A 20,315-nucleotide genomic window follows, 5' to 3' on the forward strand; every position below is an offset into this window, starting at 1 on the left:
TCGCGGGCGGGCCGGCTAGGGTTTCCATTTGAACGACTGCGCGTCCAGCGCCCGCATGGTGCAGAGCACGCCGTCGAGGTGGTCGCATTCGTGCTGCAGCAGCTCTGAGAGGCCGTCCTGCACGGGCCAGGTCTGGGGCTGCCAGTGCTCGTCGCGGTAGCGCACCGTGAGTGCGGTGTGCCGCCGCACGCGCACCAGCAGGTTGGGAAAGCTCATGCAGTCGTCCCAGAGCTCAAACTGTTCGTCGCTCGGCTCGGTCAGCTCGGGGTTCAGCAGCACCATGGGCCGGTCGATATTCAGGTACACCAGGCGCTTCATGATGCCCAGCTGCGGGGCCGCAATGCCGCGCCCAAACCCGTACCGGGCCCGTACCTCGCGCATCACATTGTCCAGGTCGGCTACCCAGCCGGCTACCAGGGGCAGGTCGGCCTCGGTTACCGGGGCACACGTTTCGTAGAGGCGCGGGTCGCCCAGCAGGAGCAGGTCAGCCAGGGTTTTCATGGGAGCCAAGGGCAGTTTGTGGAAAGCAGACAACTAGGGGTTTCGGCTAATTGGTGTAATAATGGCGATTATTACGCTGAAATTATAGCTTTGCGGGCTTGAGGATTTTTCAAGCCGGGGTACATTAGCCGTTTTCAAGCGCCACTTTTTGATTTTCAGCAGGCTCAAAATCTCCTGTTTATGCTTTGCTTTTATGCCCTTACGTGAGGAGTTTGAACGAGACGGCAACTGGCTGTTCCAGAGAAGAAGTTGGCTGCCCTTGTTCCTGTACCCCTTCGTTATAGCAGTTATTTACTTCTACCCTGGCATTGCTTACGGCCATCTCACCAGTACTTTTTGGGGGCCGCTCTGCCTGGCGGTGAGCCTGCTGGGCCTGGGGGTACGGGCCCTCACCGTGGGCTTCACACCCAAGGGCACTTCGGGCCGGAACACGGAGCAGCAGGTGGCGGAAACACTCAACGAAACCGGCATTTACTCCGTGGTGCGGCACCCGCTCTATCTGGGTAATTTTCTGATGTGGCTGGGCATCATGCTGTTTCCGGGGGTCTGGTGGTTTGCCACCATTGGGGCCCTGGCATACTGGCTGTACTACGAACGGATTATGTACGCGGAGGAAGCCTTCCTGCGGCACACCCACTCGGCCCGCTATGAGGCGTGGGCCAGCCGCACGCCGACGTTTCTGCCCCGGCTGGGGGGCTGGGTGCCCTCCCGCCTGAGCTTTTGCTTACGCAACGTGCTGAAGCGCGAATACAATGGCTTGTTTGCTGCCATCACTTCCTTCGTGCTGCTCAATGCCATCGCCCACCTGTTCGTCGACTGGCGTTTCGCCATCGACTTCTTCTGGCAAGTGGTGTTTGGGGTGAATGCGGTGGTGTTTGTGGTGCTGCGCACCTTGAAAAAACAAACCAAAATACTCGACACCGAAGGCCGCTAACGGCCGAAATCTCTCACTTATACGCCGGGCGGGAGCGGGCTGTCGCTTCCTACGGGCCGGCCCAGAAACTCGGCCCGGGCTTCCTGCAGCTGGCCCACCAGCGCGGCCCGCTGCCGCAGCAGGGCCGCTAGTTCGGTGGGAGCGCGGCGCGACAGGCGCAGGGCCCGGAGCGCTCGACGCGGGATGCGAGGCTCTCCCAATAGCCCAGGGCGTAGAACCCCGCAAAGGGCAGGCTCAGCAGGTACAGCGCCGTCAGGCGCCAGTCGTGGGTGAGCCAGTGGTTCACGGCCAGGGCTTGCAGGGCATAGGCCAAGGGAAAGGTTATCATGCCCACCACCAGCATGATGGGGGCCACAAATTCTACTTCTTTAGTTGCGCGCTGGGCCACCACCGAAGGCAAAATATAGGGCAGGAAATTATTGAGCACGCCGTAGAGCCACACGGGCAAACCCAAAACCAGGTTAAACAGGCCGGCCACGGAACCCCGCCGCTGCTCTTCCAGAGCGCTGTCGGTGAGGCCGTGCCGGCGCAGGTGGTCCAGGTAAGTCTGCAGTTCCAGGCGCATGGCCGCGAGGCGGCCGGGCGCGTGCTGCTCAAACCAAGCCAGGGCCTGCAGCAGGGTCTGGCTCAGTTGAAAATTGTCGTACAGCGTGTCGGGGTCGTCGTCCGGGTTCAGGTGGTTGGCGAAAGTCCGTTCCAGCTGCTGCACAAACGCGTCTTCGTCAGCATTGCGTGCAATGATGAGGTGCCGCTCCAGGGCTTGGCGAATGTCGTCGGTGAGCTGGTCGGCGGCGGCTTCGGGGTCCTGGGCGTACCGGGCGGCGTAGTCGGCCACCACAATGGGGCGGGCAATGTTAAGCAGCACGTCGGACCGAAAACGGGCGGGGTCGAAGTAATTGATGGCAATGGGCACCACCTTCAGGCCCAGCCGAAACCGGTACCGGGCCTCGGCGCCCAGGGCAATGCGGGCGGCGCCGGTTTTCAGGGGCCGCAGGCGGCGTTCGCTCACGCTGGTGCCCTCGGGAAAAATCATGAGGGTGCCGCCCTGGCCCAGGTAGTCGTAGCAGCGGCCGAAGGTGGCCTCGTTCTGGGCGGCAAGCTGGGCGTGCGTGGCGGGCTCGGCGCTGGGCTCGGCGTCCTGCCGCCGGTAGATGGGAATGGAGTTGCCGGACTGCAGAATGGCGCGCGACACGGGGTTTTTGAAAAACGTGCTTTTGGCCAGAAACGCCACCGGCTGGCGGCGGTTGATGGCCACCAGCAGCGGGTCCATCAGGGTGTTGGGGTGGTTGCTGGCAAAGAGCAATGGCCCCGGCAGCGCCAGCCGCTCGCGATAACGCAACTCGATGCGGTGAAAAAACACCCGCAGCGCCACCTGCACAAACGGTTTGATAACGGTATAAAAAAGCATGGACCAAAGAGCGTTAGTCCCGCTAAGGTAGGCCAGCCGCCCGTGCTGCGCGGGTCGGGACTCCCGAAACAAAAAAAATCCCCGCCACATCCGAAAAGGGTGGCGGGGACTGCTGCGGCCGGAAAGGCCGGACTGTTAGGGCTAGCGCTTGGACTTTTCTTTGTCTCTGGCCCGCTTCTCAGCGATTTTGGCTTTGTCCTCGGCCAGCTTGGCTTTAACCTTGGCTTTGCGCTCGGCGTCTTCTTCCATTTTCTTGCGCTTGCCAGGATATTTCAGGTCGAAGGAGCGGGCCTTGGAAAGGCTGTCGGCTACCACAATGGAGCGGCGGGTAGTGACCCGTCCCGTGAGCGAAACCAGGTCGCCCTCAGTCAATTGAGTGGTGGTGCCATCGGTGGCCGTCACCAAGCCAGTGGTGCTGATGACAACGCCGTTCAGCAGCTTTTTGTCGGCAGTGGTGGGGTTGCTGATGCCCAGCTCCGTAAGGATAATGCGGCCATCCTTCATGGTGAGGCCATCTTTCATGCCGGCGCCCATGTTGGTGGGGCGAGGGCGCGGTGCCACCGCGCCGGGCCGGCGAGCGGGAACGCGCGTTTGGGCCTGCGCCGTGGTGCCAGCCAGCAGGGCAATACCAATAATGAAGCTAAAGAGAAAACGAGTATTCATGGAAAAATGTAAAGTAGAATTTGTTGAATTAATATCAAAAGGCTAATAAGCGCACAATATACAGCTTATTTGTCTTGTACTATAACACTGCTATAATCTGTGAATGCAAAAAACGAGTTAAAGTCTAAATGACTCAGTTATTAACTTTCAGCAATTGCATGCGTTCAAACAACTCCTTTCTAATATGATGCCAAAACTTCGGCGCCAGCCGTATATCACCTAAATATGTGCCTGCAGCTGCGCAATACAAAAAAGTAATTTCGGGCCTGTGCCTTCCGGCAGCCGGCACGTACTGCATAAGCACAAGCCGCTTAGATTGCCAGCGCCAGCGCTTACACCCGTTTAAGGTGGAGGCGGGAAGCAGTGAAAAAAGTGCTGCAACTGCCACATTAGTGGCCTGCTGCAGATTTTAGTTTCAGAAGCCCAATACCTTGCGCATTTCGCTCAGCCATTATGGATTATAAAGACTACTACAACGTGCTGGGAGTGGAAAAATCAGCTACTAAAGAGCAGATTAAGAAAGCGTACCGCAAACTGGCCCGCCTGCACCACCCCGATGTGAACCCCGACAACAAGGTGGCCGAACAGAAATTTAAGGAAGTAAACGAGGCGCACGAAGTACTCATAGACCCCGAAAAACGGAAGAAATACGACCAGTTTGGGGCCGACTGGCAGCGCTACCAGCAGCAGCCCGGCGGCGCGGAGCGCGGCGGCCGGCCCGGCGCGGGCTTCGACTGGAGCCAGTACACCCAGGGCGGGGGCAGCCAGGGCCAGGGCAACCCCTTCGGTGAGGGCGAGGACTTTTCCGACTTCTTTGGCTCCATGTTCGGCAACATGGGCGGCGGCCGGGCGGGCAGCCGCCGGCCCGCCGCCGGTGCCGACTACCAGGCCGAGCTGGAGCTGAGCCTGGAGGAAGCCTACCACGGCGGCCCCCGCACCATTGCCGTGAACGGCAAAAACCTGCGCCTGACCATTGCGCCCGGCGTGGCCGATGGCCAGTCCATTCGGCTGCGCGACCAGGGCGGACCGGGCCGCAACGGCGGCCCCAGTGGCTCGCTGCTCATCACCTTTCGCATCCGGCCCGATGCCCGCTACGCCCGCACCGGCGACGACCTGACCCACGATGTGCCCGTGAGCGTGTACAAGGCCCTGCTGGGGGGCGAGCAAACCGTGGAAACCCTCAGCGGCCCTGTTAAAATCAACATCAAGCCCGAAACCCAGAACGGCACGCGCCTGCGCCTTCGCGGCAAGGGCTTTCCGGTGTACAAAAAGCCCGGCGAGTTTGGCGACCTGTATCTGCGCCTCAGCCTGGCATTGCCCCAGCACCTTACCCCCCAGGAAAATGAATTAATCCGGCAGCTGGCCGCCCTGCGTCCCGACGCCTAATCCCGAAGCCCTGCAAACATGGCAACTTCCATTCTCACCCTTACTTACCACGAGTGCTCGGTCCGCTACGGGCTGGGGCCGGCGGCGCTGCACGCTTTTTTGCAGGCCGGCCTGCTGCGCGCGGCGCCCGCCCCCGAAACCGTCATTGTGGACGAGCCCGACGACCTGCCCCGCCTGGCCCGCCTGCACCACGAGCTGGAACTGCCCCCCGAAGCTCTCGACGTTATCATGGCCATGCGCCAGCGGCTGGTGGAGCTGCAGGCGCAGCTAACCCACGAGCGCGCCCGCACCCGGCAGCTCGAAGACTTCTTGCGCGGCACCGGCCCCTTGGAGGAGTTGTAGCGTTTCCATAGGCAATGCAATGAGCGGCAGTGCATGGCTTTTGAAGCAGCTTTCAGGGTTGCGCTGCTACCTTAGTACCTGCTCTACTCCGAAGCCGCGCCAATGCTTTTTAGCTACAAACCACTGCCATTTGCCACTGCTTGCACGGCGCCGTTCTCGGGCCGCTACCGACTACACAACCAAATAAAGCCAGGCCTGGGCCCAGGCCTGCTGGGCCGCCGGGCTGCCTGGCAGGGGCTGTTAGCCGGACTGGTCCTGGCCTTGTCGGCTTGCAAGGCGAACCAAGCGGGCCCGGGAGCGGCGGCCCGGTTGGCTTCAACGGAAGTCGGGCGGCCTTTCGACCCCGCGGCGGTGCGGCCGCAATTAGCCCTTGCGCCGACTCAGGTACTGGTATTGGGCCTCACGCACCTTGATACCGCACCCGCTAACTTCCAGGTTTCGTGGCTGGAGCCCGTTTTGTGCAGGCTGCGGGCGTACAAACCGGATGTTATTCTGACCGAGGCCATGTCTGGGGAGCAGGTAATGGCCCTGGATGCCTACGCTGCTTACCACGGCACCGCCGGACGATACGCCGGCCCGACGCTGAGCATGGCCAAAGCCGCCCAGGCCGACTTAAAGCTTACGGCTTCCCAAGCGTTGGTTGAGGCAAATTCATTGTGCCAAAAAGGGGGATTGACGCCGGCAAACCGTCGGCATCTGGCCAGTCTATTCGTTGCCGCCGCCGAGCCTTTTTCGGCCACTGTGCAGTGGATGCGCCTAGCTCCGGCAGAGCGAATAGCGGCCGACGGTGTTTCGCCGGCGCTGGTCAAAACTCTTAATAGCTTCGCCGGCCTGCGGAATGAGATAGTATCAATGGCAGCCCGTGTGGCGGCCGACGTGGGATTGGAGCGTCTCTACGGAGCCGGCGACCACCTGAGCGACGTGGCATCGCCAAGCAGTGAGGCGATGAAGGCCGTGGTCGCCGCCGAGCCCGGCCTCACGGACTTGTTCAACCACAACACGCCCGAGTTTCGCGCCGTGCCGGAGGAAGCCATGAAGCTGGCCGCCGCTTCCGAAATCATGTCCGTTTTTAAATGGAAGAACTCCTTGCGCTTCGGCAGACTAGACGCCGACGCCCAATGCCAGTCGATGCTGCGCAGCGACAAGGCAGGCCGCACCGGCCGGCAATGGGTAGCGGCCTGGGAAGCCCAAAACTTGCGCATGGCCGTGGCAATTCGGGAAGCAACCGCGCCGATTGCGGGGGGCAGGGCGCTTCTAATCGTGGGCGCGGCCCACAAGCCCTATGTGGAAGCCTATCTGCGCACCTTCGCTGACGTGGAGCTGGTTTCGGTGCCGGCCATGCTGGAGGCCAAGCCAGCCGGCTGCGCCGAGTAGCCGCACTACGGTCATAGCAAGTGCCAGCGAGTCATTTCATCTATCATAAATCGGCTGGTTGGGGCACCCGTGGAGCGTAAACGCGGACTGCCGAACGCTTGCTTACTCAGCCATCGGCCCGCCTACGCCACGGCCAGCGCCAGCAGCAGACCGGCCAGGGTAGCGCCCAGTTTGGGCCAGTTCAGCCGGTGCTCGGGGCTGGTTTCGAACAGGATGGTGGTGGAAACGTGCAGGAAATTGCCGGCCACCAGGCCCAATAGCGCCGCGTAAAGGCCGCCGCTCAGCAGCTCCGAGAGCACCACGTAGTTGCTCAGCACAATGCCCACCGGCGAGGCCAGCGCAAACAGCAGCAGCCAGGGCCACACCCGCCGAAAGCTGCCCAGCCGTAGGCGCAGCAGCGTGGCCAGCGCAAAGGCCGCCGGAATATGGTGCAGCGCCACCCCCACCACAATGGCGTAAAAGTTCTGGCTCATGTGGCCCACTTCCGGCGCGTGCACCAAGATGCTGCCTTCCAGAATGGAATGGATGACCAGCGCGCCCAGCAGCAGAAATGGCACGCGTCCGCCCGTATCGTGCGGTCCGTGGGCGGCTTCGTGATGCACATGGCCGTGCTCCACTCCCTGCGAAAACACTTCCAGCAGCAGTTGCCCAAAAAAACCAGCCAGCACCCAGTAGCCCACCTGCGCGGGGCGGTCGGGCAGCATTTGCAGGGCCTCCGGCAATATGTGCGTGATGGTGAGGGTGAACAGGTATGCCCCGCTAAAGGCCAGCAGCGGCTTCAGCCACTGGCTGCCCCGGGCCACCGGCACCCATGCCGCCGCCGCGCCCGCGCCCAGCACCGTCACCAGCAGCAGAAAAATAGCAAACCCCATGGACGGATAGTGAAGAATGAGGAATGAAGAATGAGGAACTGCGCGGTGGGCAATTCCTCATTCCTCATTCTGCCTTCCAAGAAAGCGGCAGCTTTGCTACCGCCAGCCGGCGGGCAAAGCTGCCACCCAAATAATGTGTAGTAACGACGAAACCGGCGGCTTACTTCCGCTCAGTACCGGAGTGGGCCTCCTGGCTCGACTTGCCTGCATCGTTGAGTTTGCCACGCTTGCGCATGCCTTCCTCCGCGTTGGCGCTCATGGCGCCTTTGGCCGAGGGCTTGGCGCGATGGTCCAGGTCAACCCCGGAACTGATGGGCTCGGCAATGGCACCGCCCCTGGCTTGGTGGGGAGCGTGGGCCGCGTGCGCCTCGTCGTAGCTTTCGGAAATGCGGGTGCCAGGTGCTACCATGTCCAGCGATACTTTGTCGTCGGGGCGCCAGTCAGAAGGCTCGCTGCTGCACGAGGTCAGGGCCAGGGAGGCAGTGGCCAAAGCCAGCAACAGGGTGTGAGTCAATTTCATCAGAAGAAAAATTAGCAGGTAAACAAGGTCAAAGAAAGCAGGGATAACAACGCCGCGCCGGGCTTACACAAACGGCCTACCGTCCTAAACGGTTGTGGCGCCGGCTTCGGTGGGCAACAGGTTTTTGCGGCGCAACAAGGCCTCAAACAGCTTCACGTCGTTCGGCGAATTGAAGATGCGCTGGGGCAAATGTAAAAACACCGGCACATCGAACGTGCGCGCCACCCACAGGCGCCAGGGGGCCAGGTCGCCGGGCGGGGTGCCGGGCTTGAGGTACAGCAGGTAGGCATCGCCGTCGCGGCGGGCGCGGCCTATCATGTCCCAGGTCAGCTGCATGGCTTTCTCGGGGCCCACGCGCAACAGCAGTTGCTTCTGGTCCATCTCAAAGTTCATGCGCTCAAACAGGGGCTTGCTCTGCTCCATCTGCGTCACACCCGTCACCTGGGCCGAGCGAAACAGCACGAATAGCACCGTGAGCACCACGGCCAGCACCAGCCACCACCAGGAATGCACAAAAATGGCAGGCAGTATCCCCAGGGCAAAGGGAATCAGGGCGTACACCCAGTCTTTTTTCCACACCTCAGCCATGGCAATGCGGGTGTAGGTATTGGTGTCGAACTGCGTTTTTTTGGTGCGGATGGCCAGCGGCGAAGCCTGTTGGGCCTGGCGAAAGCCGCCGCCACCGCCGCGTTGGTTGGGTTGGTTCATTGTTAGTGGTTAGTGATTAGTGGTCAGTGGTTAGTGATAAACGGTTAGGGGAATTCAGTAATAGAATGTCCAACACTAACCGTTTATCACTAACCATTAACCACTAGTTTAATATGCTTTCAGGCTTAAGTCCAGGCTTTTCACACTGTGGGTGAGGGCACCTACCGAGATGTAGTCCACGCCGGTGTGGGCCACCTGGGCAATGGTCATTTCGGTGATGCCGCCACTGGCTTCGGTGGGGAAGCGCCCGGCCACCAGGGCCACGGCTTCGCGCAGCTGCTCGGGGCCCATGTTGTCGAGCATGATGCGGTCGATGCCGCCGGCGTCAAGGGCCTGCTGCACCTCGTCGAGGGAGCGGGTTTCAATTTCGATGGGCAGCTGCGGCCTGTTTTGGCCAGGTAGGCGTGGGTGGCGGCAATGGCCTCGGCCACGCCCCCGGCGTAGTCCACGTGGTTGTCCTTCAGGATAATCATGTCGAACAGCCCGTAGCGGTGGTTCACGCCGCCGCCAATGAGCACGGCCCATTTCTCGCAGATGCGGAAGTTGGGCGTGGTCTTGCGGGTGTCGAGCAGCTTGGCCTTGGTACCCGCCAGCAGGGTGTTGAGGTAAGCCGTGTAGGTGGCAATGCCGCTCATGCGCTGCATGCAGTTGAGCACAAGGCGCTCGGCCGTGAGGATGCTGCGCGCGGGGCCTTCCACGGTGAAGGCGATGTCGCCGTATTTCACGGGGGTGCCGTCGGCGAGCAGCGCGTGGAGCTGCAGGCTGGGGTCGACTTCGGCAAAAATGAGGGGCGCCAGGGCCATGCCGGCCAGAATGCCTTCGCCCTTCACCAGCAGGTGGGCCCGGTTGCGGGCATCGGCCGGAATCGAGGAAAGGGCCGAATGGTCGCCGTCGCCCACGTCCTCGGCCAGCGCCGTGCGGATGAAGCGAGTCAACGCCTCGGGCGTTAAATAGGAAGGAGTGGGAGTTTGCACACCGCAAAGGTACGGTCCCTGCGGCGCTAGTGAAAGCCAAGCCGTCTGTCATCCTGAGCCCAGCGAAGGAGCTTATAACTAAAGACCAATTTGCAGTAAACAGCTGCTAACACTGCCGGAATAAAGTCCTTCGGCTCTGCACGAATTATAAAATGATGGCGATTTCAAACGCACAAAAAAGCCCCGGCCTAGTGAGGCTGGGGCTGAGTTTTTGGCGAGCAGGCGGAAATTTATTCCTTCGTGAAGTCAAGGGTGTCAATCTGCGGCGCGCCCTTCGAGGGCTTCAGCTTCACATACACCCGGTACACGCCGCTGCGGCCGGTGTAGCGGCCAATGGCGTAACGGATGCCTTCCTTGCTTTCGCCCTGGTGGATGAAGTCGAAGCCGGTGGGGCCGTTTTTAGCGAAAAAGTCTTTGATGACAATCTCAGCCTGGGTTGCGTTGTAGCCCTGCTTGTCGCCATCGAAACCCACCTCAACGGTGGAGGCGAAGTACTGCGACAATTCGCGGGCGGAGCCGTTGCGCAAAGCAGAGCGCACGGCCCCGAGGTTGTCGGCCTGGGCGTGAGCAGCTACTCCGGTAAATAGAAGCATCCAGCTTAAGAATAAGGTCCTAAAAAAATAGCGTTTCATTAGTAGAGTAATTAGTGCGTCATACGCATCGAATGGAAAGCTAAAATGGTGCCAGGAAGTAAGACCATACCGACGGCCGCTGGAGAAGCCGCTCAAAAAAAGGAACGGCGGAGGAACATTCAAAGGTAGATAATTCCAACCCATGCCCGGGCTGGCCGTATCTTTGGGGCATGGATAAACAGGTTTTGTTGGTGATTCTGGATGGGTGGGGAATTCCCCAGAATGCGGCGGTTTCGGCCGTGGACGCGGCTAATACGCCGTTCTACCACGAGCTGTTGCAGCGTTTTCCGCACAGCAAGCTACAGGCCTCGGGCGAGGCCGTGGGCCTGCCAGAGGGCCAGATGGGCAATTCGGAAGTGGGCCACATGAACATTGGGGCGGGCCGCGTGGTGAACCAGGAGCTGGTGCGCATCGGCAAGGCCATTCGCGAGCGCAAGCTGGGCCAGGTGCCAGCCTTGGTGAAAGCCTTCGAATACGCCATTGCCAACGACAAGCCCCTGCACCTCATCGGCCTGCTTTCCGATGGCGGCGTGCACTCGCACATCGACCACGTGAAGGCCCTGTGCACCATTGCCCACGAAGCCGGCGTGCGGCGCGTCTTCGTGCACGCCTTCACCGACGGCCGCGACACCGACCCCAAGAGCGGCGTGCGCTACGTGAACGAGCTGGAAGAATCGATAGTGCGCAGCGGCGCCAAAATTGCCTCGGTGGTGGGCCGCTACTACGCCATGGACCGCGACCGCCGCTGGGAGCGGGTGAAAGTGGCCTACGACGTGCTGGTAAACGGCATCGGCACGCCTTCCCAAAACCTCATTCAGACCATTCAGGAGCAGTATAAGGAAGACGTGACGGACGAATTCCTGAAGCCCATCGTGAAAACCGGAGCCGACGGCCAGCCGCTGGCTACCATCAAGGAAGGCGACGTGGTGCTGTGTTTCAACTTTCGCACCGACCGCGGCCGCGAAATTACGGAGGTGCTCACCCAACAGGACATGCACGCATTCCAAATGAAGCGCCTGAACCTGCACTACCTCACCCTGACTAACTACGACGACACGTTTGCGGGCGTGACGCCGGTTTTCGAAACCGACAACCTCAACAACACCTTGGGCGAGGTGCTAGCAGCGCACGGCAAAACCCAGATTCGCATTGCCGAAACCGAGAAGTACCCGCACGTCACGTTCTTCTTTTCGGGCGGGCGCGAAAATGCTTTTGAGGGCGAAACGCGCATCATGCGGCCCTCGCCCAAGGTGGCTACCTACGACCTACAGCCCGAAATGAGCGCCGCCGACCTGGTAGCGGCCCTGGTGCCCGAGCTGCAGGCCAATGCCGCCGATTTTGTGGTGCTCAACTTTGCCAACCCCGACATGGTGGGCCACACCGGCGTGTTTTCGGCAGTGGTAAAGGCCGTGGAAACCACCGATGCGTGTGCCCGCGCCGTGGTAGAAACTGCCCTGGCAGCCGGCTACGCCAGCATCGTCATTGCCGACCACGGCAATGCCGAGTTCATGCGCAACGCCGACGGCTCGCCCAACACCGCGCACACCACCAACCTGGTGCCCTGCCTCCTGGTAGACAACGACTACGTGGGCACCCTGGCCGATGGCAAGCTGGGCGACCTGGCCCCCACCATTCTGGAGCTGATGGGCGTGGCCCAGCCTGTGGAAATGACTGGGCAGAGCCTGCTGCGCCGCAGCCTAGCCCCGGTGCCGAATGCGTAAGCGCCGCGCAGGTCTCGTCCTAAGCTCGGCGGTGCTGGGCGTGCTGGGGCTGGTGGGCTGCGCCGATGTGGGCCCGGCCGCCCCCGCGCCGCGCCGCCCGCTGTACTTCGATGTGAAGGGCCTGGTGACGCAGCAGATAGAGCAGTTGGCCCAGCGCAAAGCGGCCGTAACCAAGCAAGTGCGCGTGCGCAGCAACCCAACCGAAACCGTGCGGGTGCCCGCCGCAAACTGGAACAAAGAGCTGCAGATTTTCCTGCAGGCCGACATCAACAAAGCTGCCTTGCGCGGGGCCTACACCGTCGATTCCGTGGCTTTGCCCGGGGGCTTGCTGCGCCGCACCTACACCCGCCTGCCGGGCCAGCCCAACGCTCCGGTAGCCGTGCTCACGGTGGTGCAGCAGAGCGTGGTAGCCCAGGAGGTGACCGCCACCATTGAGCAAGACAACGCCCTGTTTGCCGCTCGCAAGCGCCTGCGCTTCCAGCTGCAAAACGGCCAGCTGCAGCGCTACGAGGTGGTGGGTACCCAGAAACTGGTATTGTTTGACACCCTGCATTACGCAGCGGCGGGGCTGGTAGAATAGCTGGCCCGCAGCCGCGTGCCGCTTACTTGGACTCGTAGGCTCCCAGGCTGGGCGCTGCGGCATTGCGCGGCAGGTTGAGAATGTCGCGGGCGGGTGCGGCCCCGGCCCGGAGGCGCTTGGGGGTGATGGCTGGCGAGGTGGGCTGCAGCATAAAATCCAACGGGCCAAAGCTGTTCAGCGGGTTGCGCTTGAACAGTGGGTCCACGTTGAGCAGGTTATCGGCGGGGCCGCCCACTACGGCGGCTATGGTAGCATATTCCTTGGTGCGCAGCAACGTGTTGCGAATGTTCAGGGAAGTGTATTCGGCGTAGTTTTTTACGAATAACTCGTCGTTCATCTCACTGCCCAGGTTGGAGCCCCACACAATGGAGTTGCGCAGGCTAAGCGTGAGGGGCAGCTTGGTGGCGGGAGCAGTAGCCTTCTCGTTGGTGAAGGTGAGGGACTGCGTGTCGCGGTTGAACCCCGGCGTGTAGTTGGCGAAGGTGCAGAAGTTGAAGTCGTAGATGCCGCCGCCCACGCCCAGCACGGCGTATTCACCGCAGTTGGTAAGGAGGCAGTTGGTGGCCTTCACATCGCCCGAAATACTTACGATGCCGCCGGGCAGCTCCAGGTTGTTGACGTAGGAGGGATTGGCACCGGAAATATTCCTGATAACGGTGTTTTCCAGCGTGATATCGGGCCGCGGCGTGCGGTTGTCGGGGTTGGAGAGAAACACCCCGGCATTGGCGTTCTTTATTTCGGCGTAGCGAATGACGTTGCCCCGGCTGGTCTCGGTGAATACGATGCCGGCCCATTGGCCCGGTACGTTGGCGTAGAAGGATTCCAGCCGGTCGCCCTGAAAACGCACGATGTCGCGGTTGTTGGCCTTCACGGTATCGGTAGCGCCGGTGCCGGGCTGGTAGCCGTCGTTCACCAGCAGCGTGCCGGCCACCACCAGGGCTGCCCCCGCGTGGCAGTAGATGCGCGCGCCCTTCGGAATGCGGAGCGTCACGTTGGGGTTCACCTGCACGCCCACCGAAAAAGTCCGGCCGCCCTGCACCACATCCGCGTTGATGATGACGTGCGGCTTATCGGTGGCCCAGGTGGTGTTCCGGCTGACGAAATCGGCCCGGTGGAAGTACGCGTTCTGGCCGTAGGCCACCAGCTTCACGTCCTGCTCGTTGCCGTTGGTGCGGAACTGCAGCTGGTCGACGAGCAGAAAAGGCTTGGCGGCGCTGCCGTTGTCGCCCAGCACGGCGCGCACCAGCACCAGTATACTGTCCTGGCCCCGAATGGTCACATCAGGCGCCGATGGCGTGGCGTCGCCGTTGATGACCAGGGAGTACGTGTTGCCAGCAGTGCCGGCCAGGTTAATGGCCGTTTTCACCGCGCCGCGGTTGCGGTTGTACACCCACAACCGCTTGGTTACGGTTTTCACCGTGGTAAACACCGTGTCGAAAACCACCGTGTCCCGGTCAAACTCCAGTCGGCCAGTTGTTTGCAGCAGGTCTACCTTCGGCTCACAGCCGGGCAGAAAAGTGAGCAGGCAGCTTACAAGCAGTAACAGCGGAAACAGGTGGCGCATAAATAGAACGTCAACTCCCCTCCTTTTTTAAGGAGGGGATGTTCGAGCCGACGGCTCGGACGGGGGTGGTGAAGTCGTTGAACGACTACGGAGCGGAAATAGTACCCGAAGTAGCGAGCCGGCGCGGGTGTCGTGCAACGACTGCACTACCCCAGCGGCTGCTTCGCGGCCGCGTCCCCTCCTTAAAAAAAAGAGGGGAGTTTGACCGTTCAACGGTTCCGGTTACTTGGCTACGCCTTCCTGCAGGCGCTCGGCGCTTTCGGCCAGGCGCAGCTGCTCTACGAAGTCGTCCACGTTGCCTTCCATTACGCTGGACAGGTTGTAGACCGTGTAGCCGATGCGGTGGTCGGTCACGCGGCCCTGGGGGTAGTTGTAGGTGCGGATTTTATCGCTGCGGTCGCCGCCGCCAATCATGCTTTTGCGCACCAGGCCGTCGGCTTCGTTCTTCTTGGCCAATTCCATGTCGTACACGCGGGAGCGGAGCACGGCCAGGGCCTTGTCGAAGTTTTTGAGCTGCGATTTCTGGTCCTGGCACTGGGCCACGAGGCCGGAGGGCAGGTGGGTGAGGCGCACGGCCGAGTACGTGGTGTTCACGGACTGGCCGCCGGGGCCGCTGGAGCAGAAGTAGTCCTTGCGGATATCGCCCATGTTCAGCTCGATGTCGAACTCCTCCACTTCGGGAATTACCACGATGGAAGCGACGCTGGTGTGAATGCGGCCCTGGGTTTCGGTGGCCGGCACGCGCTGCACGCGGTGCACGCCGCTCTCAAACTTAAGCTTGCCATACACGTCCTCGCCGCGCACGGCCACAATGATTTCCTTGTAGCCGCCGGCGGTGCCTTCCATGGCGTCGATGAGCTCCATTTTCCAGTTCTGCTTTTCGGCGAAGCGCATGTACATGCGCTGCAGGTCGCCGGCAAACAGGGCCGCTTCGTCGCCGCCCGCGCCGGCCCGGATTTCCATAATCACGTCCTTGGAGTCGTTCGGGTCCTTGGGCAGCAGCAGGTCTTTGATGAGGGTTTCGAGCCGCTCCTGCTCGGGCTGCAGCTCGTCGAGCTCGTCCTTGGCCATCTGGCGGAAGTCCTCGTCTTTCTCCGTCGAAATCACCGAGCGGGCGTTTTCGATGTTGCTGAGTACGCCCTGGTAGTTGCGGTACTCGGCCACAATCTTGCCCAGCTCCTTATATTCTTTGTTCAGGGCCTTGTAGCGTTTCAAGTCCGACATCACATCGGGCTGCATCAGCTCTTCGTTTACATTATTGTAGCGCTGGCTGATGGCTTCTAGTTTATCAAGCATCGGGTGTTCCGGATTTAGTCAATAGTCTGCAAAGATACTGAATCTAAACACCGCTATGTAGGCCGGACGTTCCGTTGGGGCCGGAAGCGGACCCTGGCCCACCACCGTGTGTGCCCCACGCACCGCGCACTACCCACCGCCTTGCGGCCGAGCTGCCCCGATGGCCGGTTGCAGACCTAAAGCAGCAGGCCATAAACTGCCCTGATTAGTAGTAGCTTGCTGGGGTAAATTCAATTTTCACTCAAATTAATTCTACACCACAAAGCAGCCCGCTGCGTGGTGCCTCTTGCTGCCTATGCGCTACTTTCTACTGCTGATGAGTTTGTGGCTGCTGGCTCCGGCTGCCGGAGCTACGGCCCTGCCACCCGATTCTACCATTCTAGTTATCAACCACCTGCCCGCCGATGGCCTGATGCTTAAAAAAGGCTGGCGCTACCACGCCGGCGACGACCCCGCCTGGGCTCGGTCCGACTTTGACGACAGCGCCTGGGACACGCTTAATCCTACCCGGCCCCGGCGCGAGTTGCCGCAGGCCCTGGGCACGGGCATCAGCTGGCTGCGCCTGCGCTTCCGGCTCGGCGACAGCCTGCGCCGGCACGACCTGCTGGTGAATTGTGGGGAACGCGGCGCCGTCGAGGTGTACCTGAACGGCCGGCTGGTGCAGCGTCAGGGAGTAATCAATGCCGACCCCGCCCAGGTAGTGCCTCGAGGCCGCTTTCCGCAGCCTGGGCAGGTGCCAGCGGGTGGGCCAGCCGAGCAGGTGCTGGCCGTCCGCTACGCGCCCTGGCAGTCGTCGCTGTTGGTGGGCATCGACCGAACCCCGCTGCTAACGTCTGTCCTATTTAACCCTCAGGTGTTTTGGGAGGGACAGGGGAAGGAAAAGAATAACTCCCAGATTTATCTGGTGCTGCTAGGATTTTCGGCGCTCCTGGCGCTCCTGCACTTTGCTTTTTATCGTTACAACCCCGCCCAGCGAGCCAACCGCTACTTTGCTCGTTTTGCCCTTGCGTCGGCGCTGGCCTCATTCGGGGCGCATTGTATGTACACCCTGACTTTCGACTCGTTAGGGCCTTACCTGGTGCTGGCTGCTACTACCAACTCGCTGGCTTCCATGACCGGCTTGTGGTCTGTGCGGGCCTTATACGCTTTGTTCAACGTCCGTCCCGGCCGCATTTACACCGGTTTATGGGTGGTTTATGGAGGCGTAGTGCTGATGTTGGCGTTGGCTCCTTATCTCCCGGCGACTATTTTTCTGTGGTCAGGCCTGAGTATCTTATTTATCGCTGAGGAACTGCGCTTAACTGTGCGGGCCGTGCGGCAACGTCGGCGCGGGGCCTGGATTATCGCAGTTGGCTTTGCGGGCGGGCTGCTGGCTGCGATAGGATATGTCGGCATACATGCGCTGTCGGTATCGGTGCTAGCGGCTAATCTCTGCATTGTAGGAATCTTTGTGTTGCGGGCGCTGGGCATCTCGCTGTTTCTAGCGCGGGAGTTTGCCCTCGATGCCGGGCTGCTACAAGTCAAGCTGGGCGAGGTGGAACGCCTTTCGGCCCAGACCATCGCGCAGGAGCAGGACAAGCAGGCCCTGCTGGCCGCCCAGAATGAGACGCTGGAGCAGCAGGTGACGCAGCGCACCGGCGAGCTGCAACGCTCCCTCACCGAGCTGCGCGCCACGCAAGCCCAACTCATTCAGAAGGAGAAGATGGCCAGCCTGGGCGAGCTCACGGCCGGCATCGCCCACGAAATCCAGAACCCGCTCAATTTCGTCAACAACTTCTCGGAAGTGAGCGCCGAGCTGTGCCAGGAAGCGCAGGAGCTGCTGGCCACGGCGGCCCTGCCGGCGGCCGACAAGGACGAGCTGACCGAGCTGCTACGCGACCTGGAGCAGAACCAGGCGAAGATTACCCAGCACGGGCGGCGGGCGGCGGCCATTGTGCGCGGCATGCTGGAGCACAGCCGCACCAGCCCCGGCGACCGCACTCCGACCAACCTCAACAGCCTGGCCGACGAGTACCTGCGCCTGGCTTACCAGGGCCTGCGGGCCAAAGACAAAACCTTCAACGCAGCCCTCCGCACCAACTTTGCTCCCGGCCTGCCCGACGTGCCGGCCGTGGGCGCCGACCTCGGCCGGGTGTTGCTCAACCTGTTTGGTAACGCGTTCTACGCCGTGCACCAGCGCCAGCAAGCGGGCGAGGCGGGCTATGCGCCCACCGTCAGCCTCTCGACCGAACGGGTGAACGGGCACGTGGCCATCCGGGTGACGGACAACGGCACGGGCATGAGCCCGGCGGTACAGGCCAAAATCTTCCAGCCCTTCTTCACCACCAAGCCCACGGGCGAGGGCACGGGCCTGGGCCTCTCGCTCAGCTACGACATCATCACCAAAGGCCACGGCGGCACGCTCAGCGTGCACTCCACCCCGGGCGAGTCCACCGAATTTACCATCACCTTACCTGTTTAGCTGTGCCGTTTTTCCTGCTACATCTGCCGCCGCGTTCCCGCCGGGGCTGGCTGCTGCCCCTGCTCCTCCTGCTGCTTAGTGGCCCGCTGGCCGCCCAAACCACGCCCGCCCACCGCTACTGGGAAGCTGATGGCGACTCGCTGCGGCGGGTGCTGGCTACGCAGCGCGCCGATACGGCCCGCCTGCGTACGCTGTTGCACATGTTTTATGTGGGGGGATATCGGTCGCCGTCCGACTACGACTCCTTATTTCAGGAGCGGATACGTCTCCTGCGCCGGCTGAAGCGGCCCGAAGCCCGCGCCCATCAGCTCTTCTACGCCGATTACCAGCTATCCAAGGTCAAAGCTGACCCCGCCACACGGCTTCGGAATCTACAAGCTACCGTGGAAGCGTTTGACAGCGTGGGCCGGCCCGCGTCGGGACCGTTATCGGGAATCGGGGCCTTGTTCAGAGAGCTCAATCAAGTGGAGGCGCGGGAGACGTATCTGCTAGCCAAGGTGGCGCAGTATGAGGCCCGCGGGGCGCGGGAGAACTTGGCCTCTTGCCACCATCTGCTGGGGTTTCCCTTTGCGAAACGGGGCGACTATAACCAAGCCATCAGCCACTACCTACGCGCGGCCGACCTATACAGCACGTTCAGAAGGTCGGGCCAGGAAAATGAGCTGAAAGTGGTGGGTGCCTCATACGCCGACTGGGGCAACCCGGTCAAGGCCCTGCTCTTTCTGCGCCAGTCGCTGGCCGTGGGTGCGAAGCTGCCCCGGCGCAAGGGCATAGACCAATACGCCTTCACCTACCGCAACATGGCCCAGGCCTACAGGCAGCTGCGCAACTACCCCGCTGCCCTGCGCTACGCCGACAAGGCCCTGGCCGGCGTACCCACCGATACCACCCAGAACTACGCGACTTTACTTCCCATTCAGCGCGCTTACGGACTGGTACTCAAAAGTGCAGTGCTGCTCGACCTGCGCCGCGGGGCTGAAGCCATCTCCCTGCTGGTGCGGGCGCAGCAGCTGGCCGATTCGGTGAAAATACCGATTAATACTACCCACGGCGACCTGGAGCTGGATGCGACCTGGGCGCGCTACTACGCCGTCAGCGGCGAGCCGGCCCGCGCTGAACAGGCCTGGCTCACGGCCTACCGCAAGGCCCGCGAGCTGAAAATTGTGCCGCTACGCCTAGCCTACCTGCAAGAGCTGGCCGACTTCTACGCCCAGCGCGGGCAGGACGCGCCCGCCGGCCGCTACGCCCGCCTCGGCCTGGCCCTGAGCGACTCGCTGCGCACCCAGCAGGGCCGGTTTCAGGTGGCCGGCTACGAGGCCGAGCGCGCCGAGCAGGCCCAGCAGCAGCGCATCGCCGCCCTGCGCCTAACCCAGGTGCAGGATGCCGCCCGCGCCCGCCGCCAGCGCTACGTGCTGGGCGCCACGCTGGCGGGACTGGCTTTGCTGGCCAGCCTGGGCTTCGTGCTCTGGCGCGCCAACCGCCAAAAGCAACAAGCCAACGAGCAACTCAGTCGGCTCAACGAGGCGGTGACCAGCCAGAAATACGACTTGCAAACCCAGCGCGACCAGCTTGATACCAGCCTGACCAAGCTGCGCGCCACCCAGGCGCAGCTGATTCAAAAGGAAAAGATGGCCAGCCTGGGCGAACTCACGGCGGGCATCGCCCACGAGATTCAGAACCCGCTCAACTTCGTCAACAACTTCTCGGAAGTGAGCACCGAGTTGCTCGAGGAGCTTGCCGAGGAACAGGCCCGACCCGCGCGCGACGCCGGTCTGGAAACCGAGCTGGTCGGCGACCTGCGCCAGAACCTAACCAAAATCACCCTGCACGGCAAGCGGGCCGCCGGCATCGTGCGCGGCATGCTGGAACACTCGCGCACCAACAGCGGCGAGCGGGCGCCGACGGACGTAAACGCGCTGGCCGACGAGTACCTGCGCCTGGCTTACCAGGGGCTGCGGGCCAAGGACAAGTTTTTCAACGCCGCGCTCCAGACCGACCTGGCGCCGGGTTTGCCCTTGGTTGAAGCCGTGGCCGGCGACCTGGGGCGCGTCTTGCTTAACCTGTTCAGCAACGCTTTCTACGCAGTGCAAAAGCGCCAGCAAGCGAGTCAGCCAGATTACATCCCCACCGTGAGCGTGTCCACGAAGCGGGTCGGCGACACGGTCGAAATCCGCGTGATGGACAACGGCACGGGCATGCCGTCAGAAGTACAGGCGAAAATCTTCCAGCCCTTTTTCACGACCAAGCCCACGGGCGAAGGCACCGGGTTGGGGCTTTCGCTTTCGCACGACATCATCGCCCTGGGCCACGGCGGCACGCTCTCCGTGGAGAGCCAGCAGGAGGGTGGGGCCGAATTTATAATCTCCTTACCCTGCTAGC

Annotated in this window: 17 protein-coding genes and 1 pseudogene; 8 read left to right on the plus strand and 10 right to left on the minus strand. The window is 61.9% G+C overall.

Going from position 1 to position 20,315, the window contains the following annotated elements:
* Positions 1 to 15 precede the first annotated feature (15 nt).
* Positions 16 to 501, minus strand: coding sequence for a peptide deformylase (locus BEN48_RS08215; protein ID WP_070734105.1), 486 nt, complete (start codon positions 499 to 501; stop codon positions 16 to 18).
* A 193-nt stretch (positions 502 to 694) separates the two neighbouring features.
* Between BEN48_RS08215 and BEN48_RS08220 the strand changes: the two genes are divergently transcribed.
* Positions 695 to 1,435 (plus strand): methyltransferase family protein, encoded by a 741-nt coding sequence (locus BEN48_RS08220; protein ID WP_070734106.1) that lies wholly within the window; start codon positions 695 to 697, stop codon positions 1,433 to 1,435.
* Positions 1,436 to 1,562: 127 nt separating this feature from the next.
* Here the strand turns inward: BEN48_RS08220 and BEN48_RS08225 are convergent, their stop codons facing one another.
* Together BEN48_RS08225 and BEN48_RS08230 are read right to left on the minus strand one after the other, a co-directional pair.
* On the minus strand, positions 1,563 to 2,843 hold the full coding sequence (locus BEN48_RS08225; RefSeq protein WP_070734107.1) for a lysophospholipid acyltransferase family protein: 1,281 nt from the start codon (positions 2,841 to 2,843) through the stop codon (positions 1,563 to 1,565).
* Positions 2,844 to 2,984: 141 nt separating this feature from the next.
* Complete coding sequence (locus BEN48_RS08230; protein ID WP_070734108.1) at positions 2,985 to 3,506, minus strand: DUF6799 domain-containing protein; 522 nt, start codon at positions 3,504 to 3,506, stop codon at positions 2,985 to 2,987.
* A gap of 453 nt (positions 3,507 to 3,959) precedes the next feature.
* On the opposite strand from BEN48_RS08230, the gene BEN48_RS08235 reads away from it, so the two are divergent.
* From BEN48_RS08235 to BEN48_RS08245, 3 genes are all read left to right on the plus strand, one after another.
* The gene (locus BEN48_RS08235; RefSeq protein WP_070734109.1) at positions 3,960 to 4,892 is read left to right on the plus strand and encodes a DnaJ C-terminal domain-containing protein; all 933 of its coding nucleotides are present in this window, start codon (positions 3,960 to 3,962) and stop codon (positions 4,890 to 4,892) included.
* A gap of 18 nt (positions 4,893 to 4,910) precedes the next feature.
* Entirely contained in the window at positions 4,911 to 5,234 is a 324-nt protein-coding gene (locus BEN48_RS08240) for a hypothetical protein (protein WP_070734110.1), read from the plus strand.
* Between the two features lie 504 nt (positions 5,235 to 5,738).
* Positions 5,739 to 6,608, plus strand: a complete 870-nt coding sequence (locus tag BEN48_RS08245) for a DUF5694 domain-containing protein (RefSeq protein WP_158010128.1) — start codon at positions 5,739 to 5,741, stop codon at positions 6,606 to 6,608.
* Positions 6,609 to 6,730: 122 nt separating this feature from the next.
* Here BEN48_RS08245 and BEN48_RS08250 read toward each other — a convergent pair whose 3' ends face one another.
* From BEN48_RS08250 to BEN48_RS08270, 5 genes and pseudogenes are all read right to left on the minus strand, one after another.
* Complete coding sequence (locus tag BEN48_RS08250) at positions 6,731 to 7,480, minus strand: ZIP family metal transporter (protein ID WP_070734112.1); 750 nt, start codon at positions 7,478 to 7,480, stop codon at positions 6,731 to 6,733.
* Positions 7,481 to 7,640: 160 nt separating this feature from the next.
* On the minus strand, positions 7,641 to 8,000 hold the full coding sequence (locus BEN48_RS08255; protein WP_070734113.1) for a hypothetical protein: 360 nt from the start codon (positions 7,998 to 8,000) through the stop codon (positions 7,641 to 7,643).
* Between the two features lie 84 nt (positions 8,001 to 8,084).
* Positions 8,085 to 8,708 (minus strand): hypothetical protein, encoded by a 624-nt coding sequence (locus BEN48_RS08260; protein WP_070734114.1) that lies wholly within the window; start codon positions 8,706 to 8,708, stop codon positions 8,085 to 8,087.
* 108 nt (positions 8,709 to 8,816) lie between these two features.
* Positions 8,817 to 9,682 (minus strand): annotated as a pseudogene (gene nadC / locus BEN48_RS08265) (carboxylating nicotinate-nucleotide diphosphorylase).
* 230 nt (positions 9,683 to 9,912) lie between these two features.
* Positions 9,913 to 10,275 (minus strand): DUF4783 domain-containing protein, encoded by a 363-nt coding sequence (locus BEN48_RS08270; RefSeq protein ID WP_158010129.1) that lies wholly within the window; start codon positions 10,273 to 10,275, stop codon positions 9,913 to 9,915.
* A 209-nt stretch (positions 10,276 to 10,484) separates the two neighbouring features.
* On the opposite strand from BEN48_RS08270, the gene gpmI reads away from it, so the two are divergent.
* Positions 10,485 to 12,035 (plus strand): 2,3-bisphosphoglycerate-independent phosphoglycerate mutase, encoded by a 1,551-nt coding sequence (gpmI, locus tag BEN48_RS08275; RefSeq protein ID WP_070734116.1) that lies wholly within the window; start codon positions 10,485 to 10,487, stop codon positions 12,033 to 12,035.
* Complete coding sequence (locus tag BEN48_RS08280; RefSeq protein WP_125932537.1) at positions 12,028 to 12,615, plus strand: hypothetical protein; 588 nt, start codon at positions 12,028 to 12,030, stop codon at positions 12,613 to 12,615. Before gpmI ends, BEN48_RS08280 begins: the two co-directional genes overlap by 8 nt.
* Before the next feature lie 22 nt (positions 12,616 to 12,637).
* Here the strand turns inward: BEN48_RS08280 and BEN48_RS08285 are convergent, their stop codons facing one another.
* Both BEN48_RS08285 and prfA read right to left on the minus strand, forming a co-directional pair.
* Positions 12,638 to 14,179 carry a hypothetical protein gene (locus BEN48_RS08285; protein WP_070734118.1) on the minus strand — a complete coding sequence of 514 codons (1,542 nt, stop codon included), beginning with the start codon at positions 14,177 to 14,179 and terminating at the stop codon, positions 12,638 to 12,640.
* Positions 14,180 to 14,401: 222 nt separating this feature from the next.
* Positions 14,402 to 15,475, minus strand: coding sequence for a peptide chain release factor 1 (gene prfA, locus BEN48_RS08290; protein ID WP_070734119.1), 1,074 nt, complete (start codon positions 15,473 to 15,475; stop codon positions 14,402 to 14,404).
* A 295-nt stretch (positions 15,476 to 15,770) separates the two neighbouring features.
* On the opposite strand from prfA, the gene BEN48_RS19695 reads away from it, so the two are divergent.
* Together BEN48_RS19695 and BEN48_RS08300 are read left to right on the plus strand one after the other, a co-directional pair.
* The gene (locus BEN48_RS19695) at positions 15,771 to 17,936 is read left to right on the plus strand and encodes an ATP-binding protein (RefSeq protein WP_070734232.1); all 2,166 of its coding nucleotides are present in this window, start codon (positions 15,771 to 15,773) and stop codon (positions 17,934 to 17,936) included.
* A 2-nt stretch (positions 17,937 to 17,938) separates the two neighbouring features.
* Positions 17,939 to 20,314 carry a tetratricopeptide repeat-containing sensor histidine kinase gene (locus BEN48_RS08300; protein ID WP_070734120.1) on the plus strand — a complete coding sequence of 792 codons (2,376 nt, stop codon included), beginning with the start codon at positions 17,939 to 17,941 and terminating at the stop codon, positions 20,312 to 20,314.
* Position 20,315: the final 1 nt, after the last annotated feature.

Source organism: Hymenobacter glacialis, assembly GCF_001816165.1.
GTDB lineage: Bacteria > Bacteroidota > Bacteroidia > Cytophagales > Hymenobacteraceae > Hymenobacter > Hymenobacter glacialis.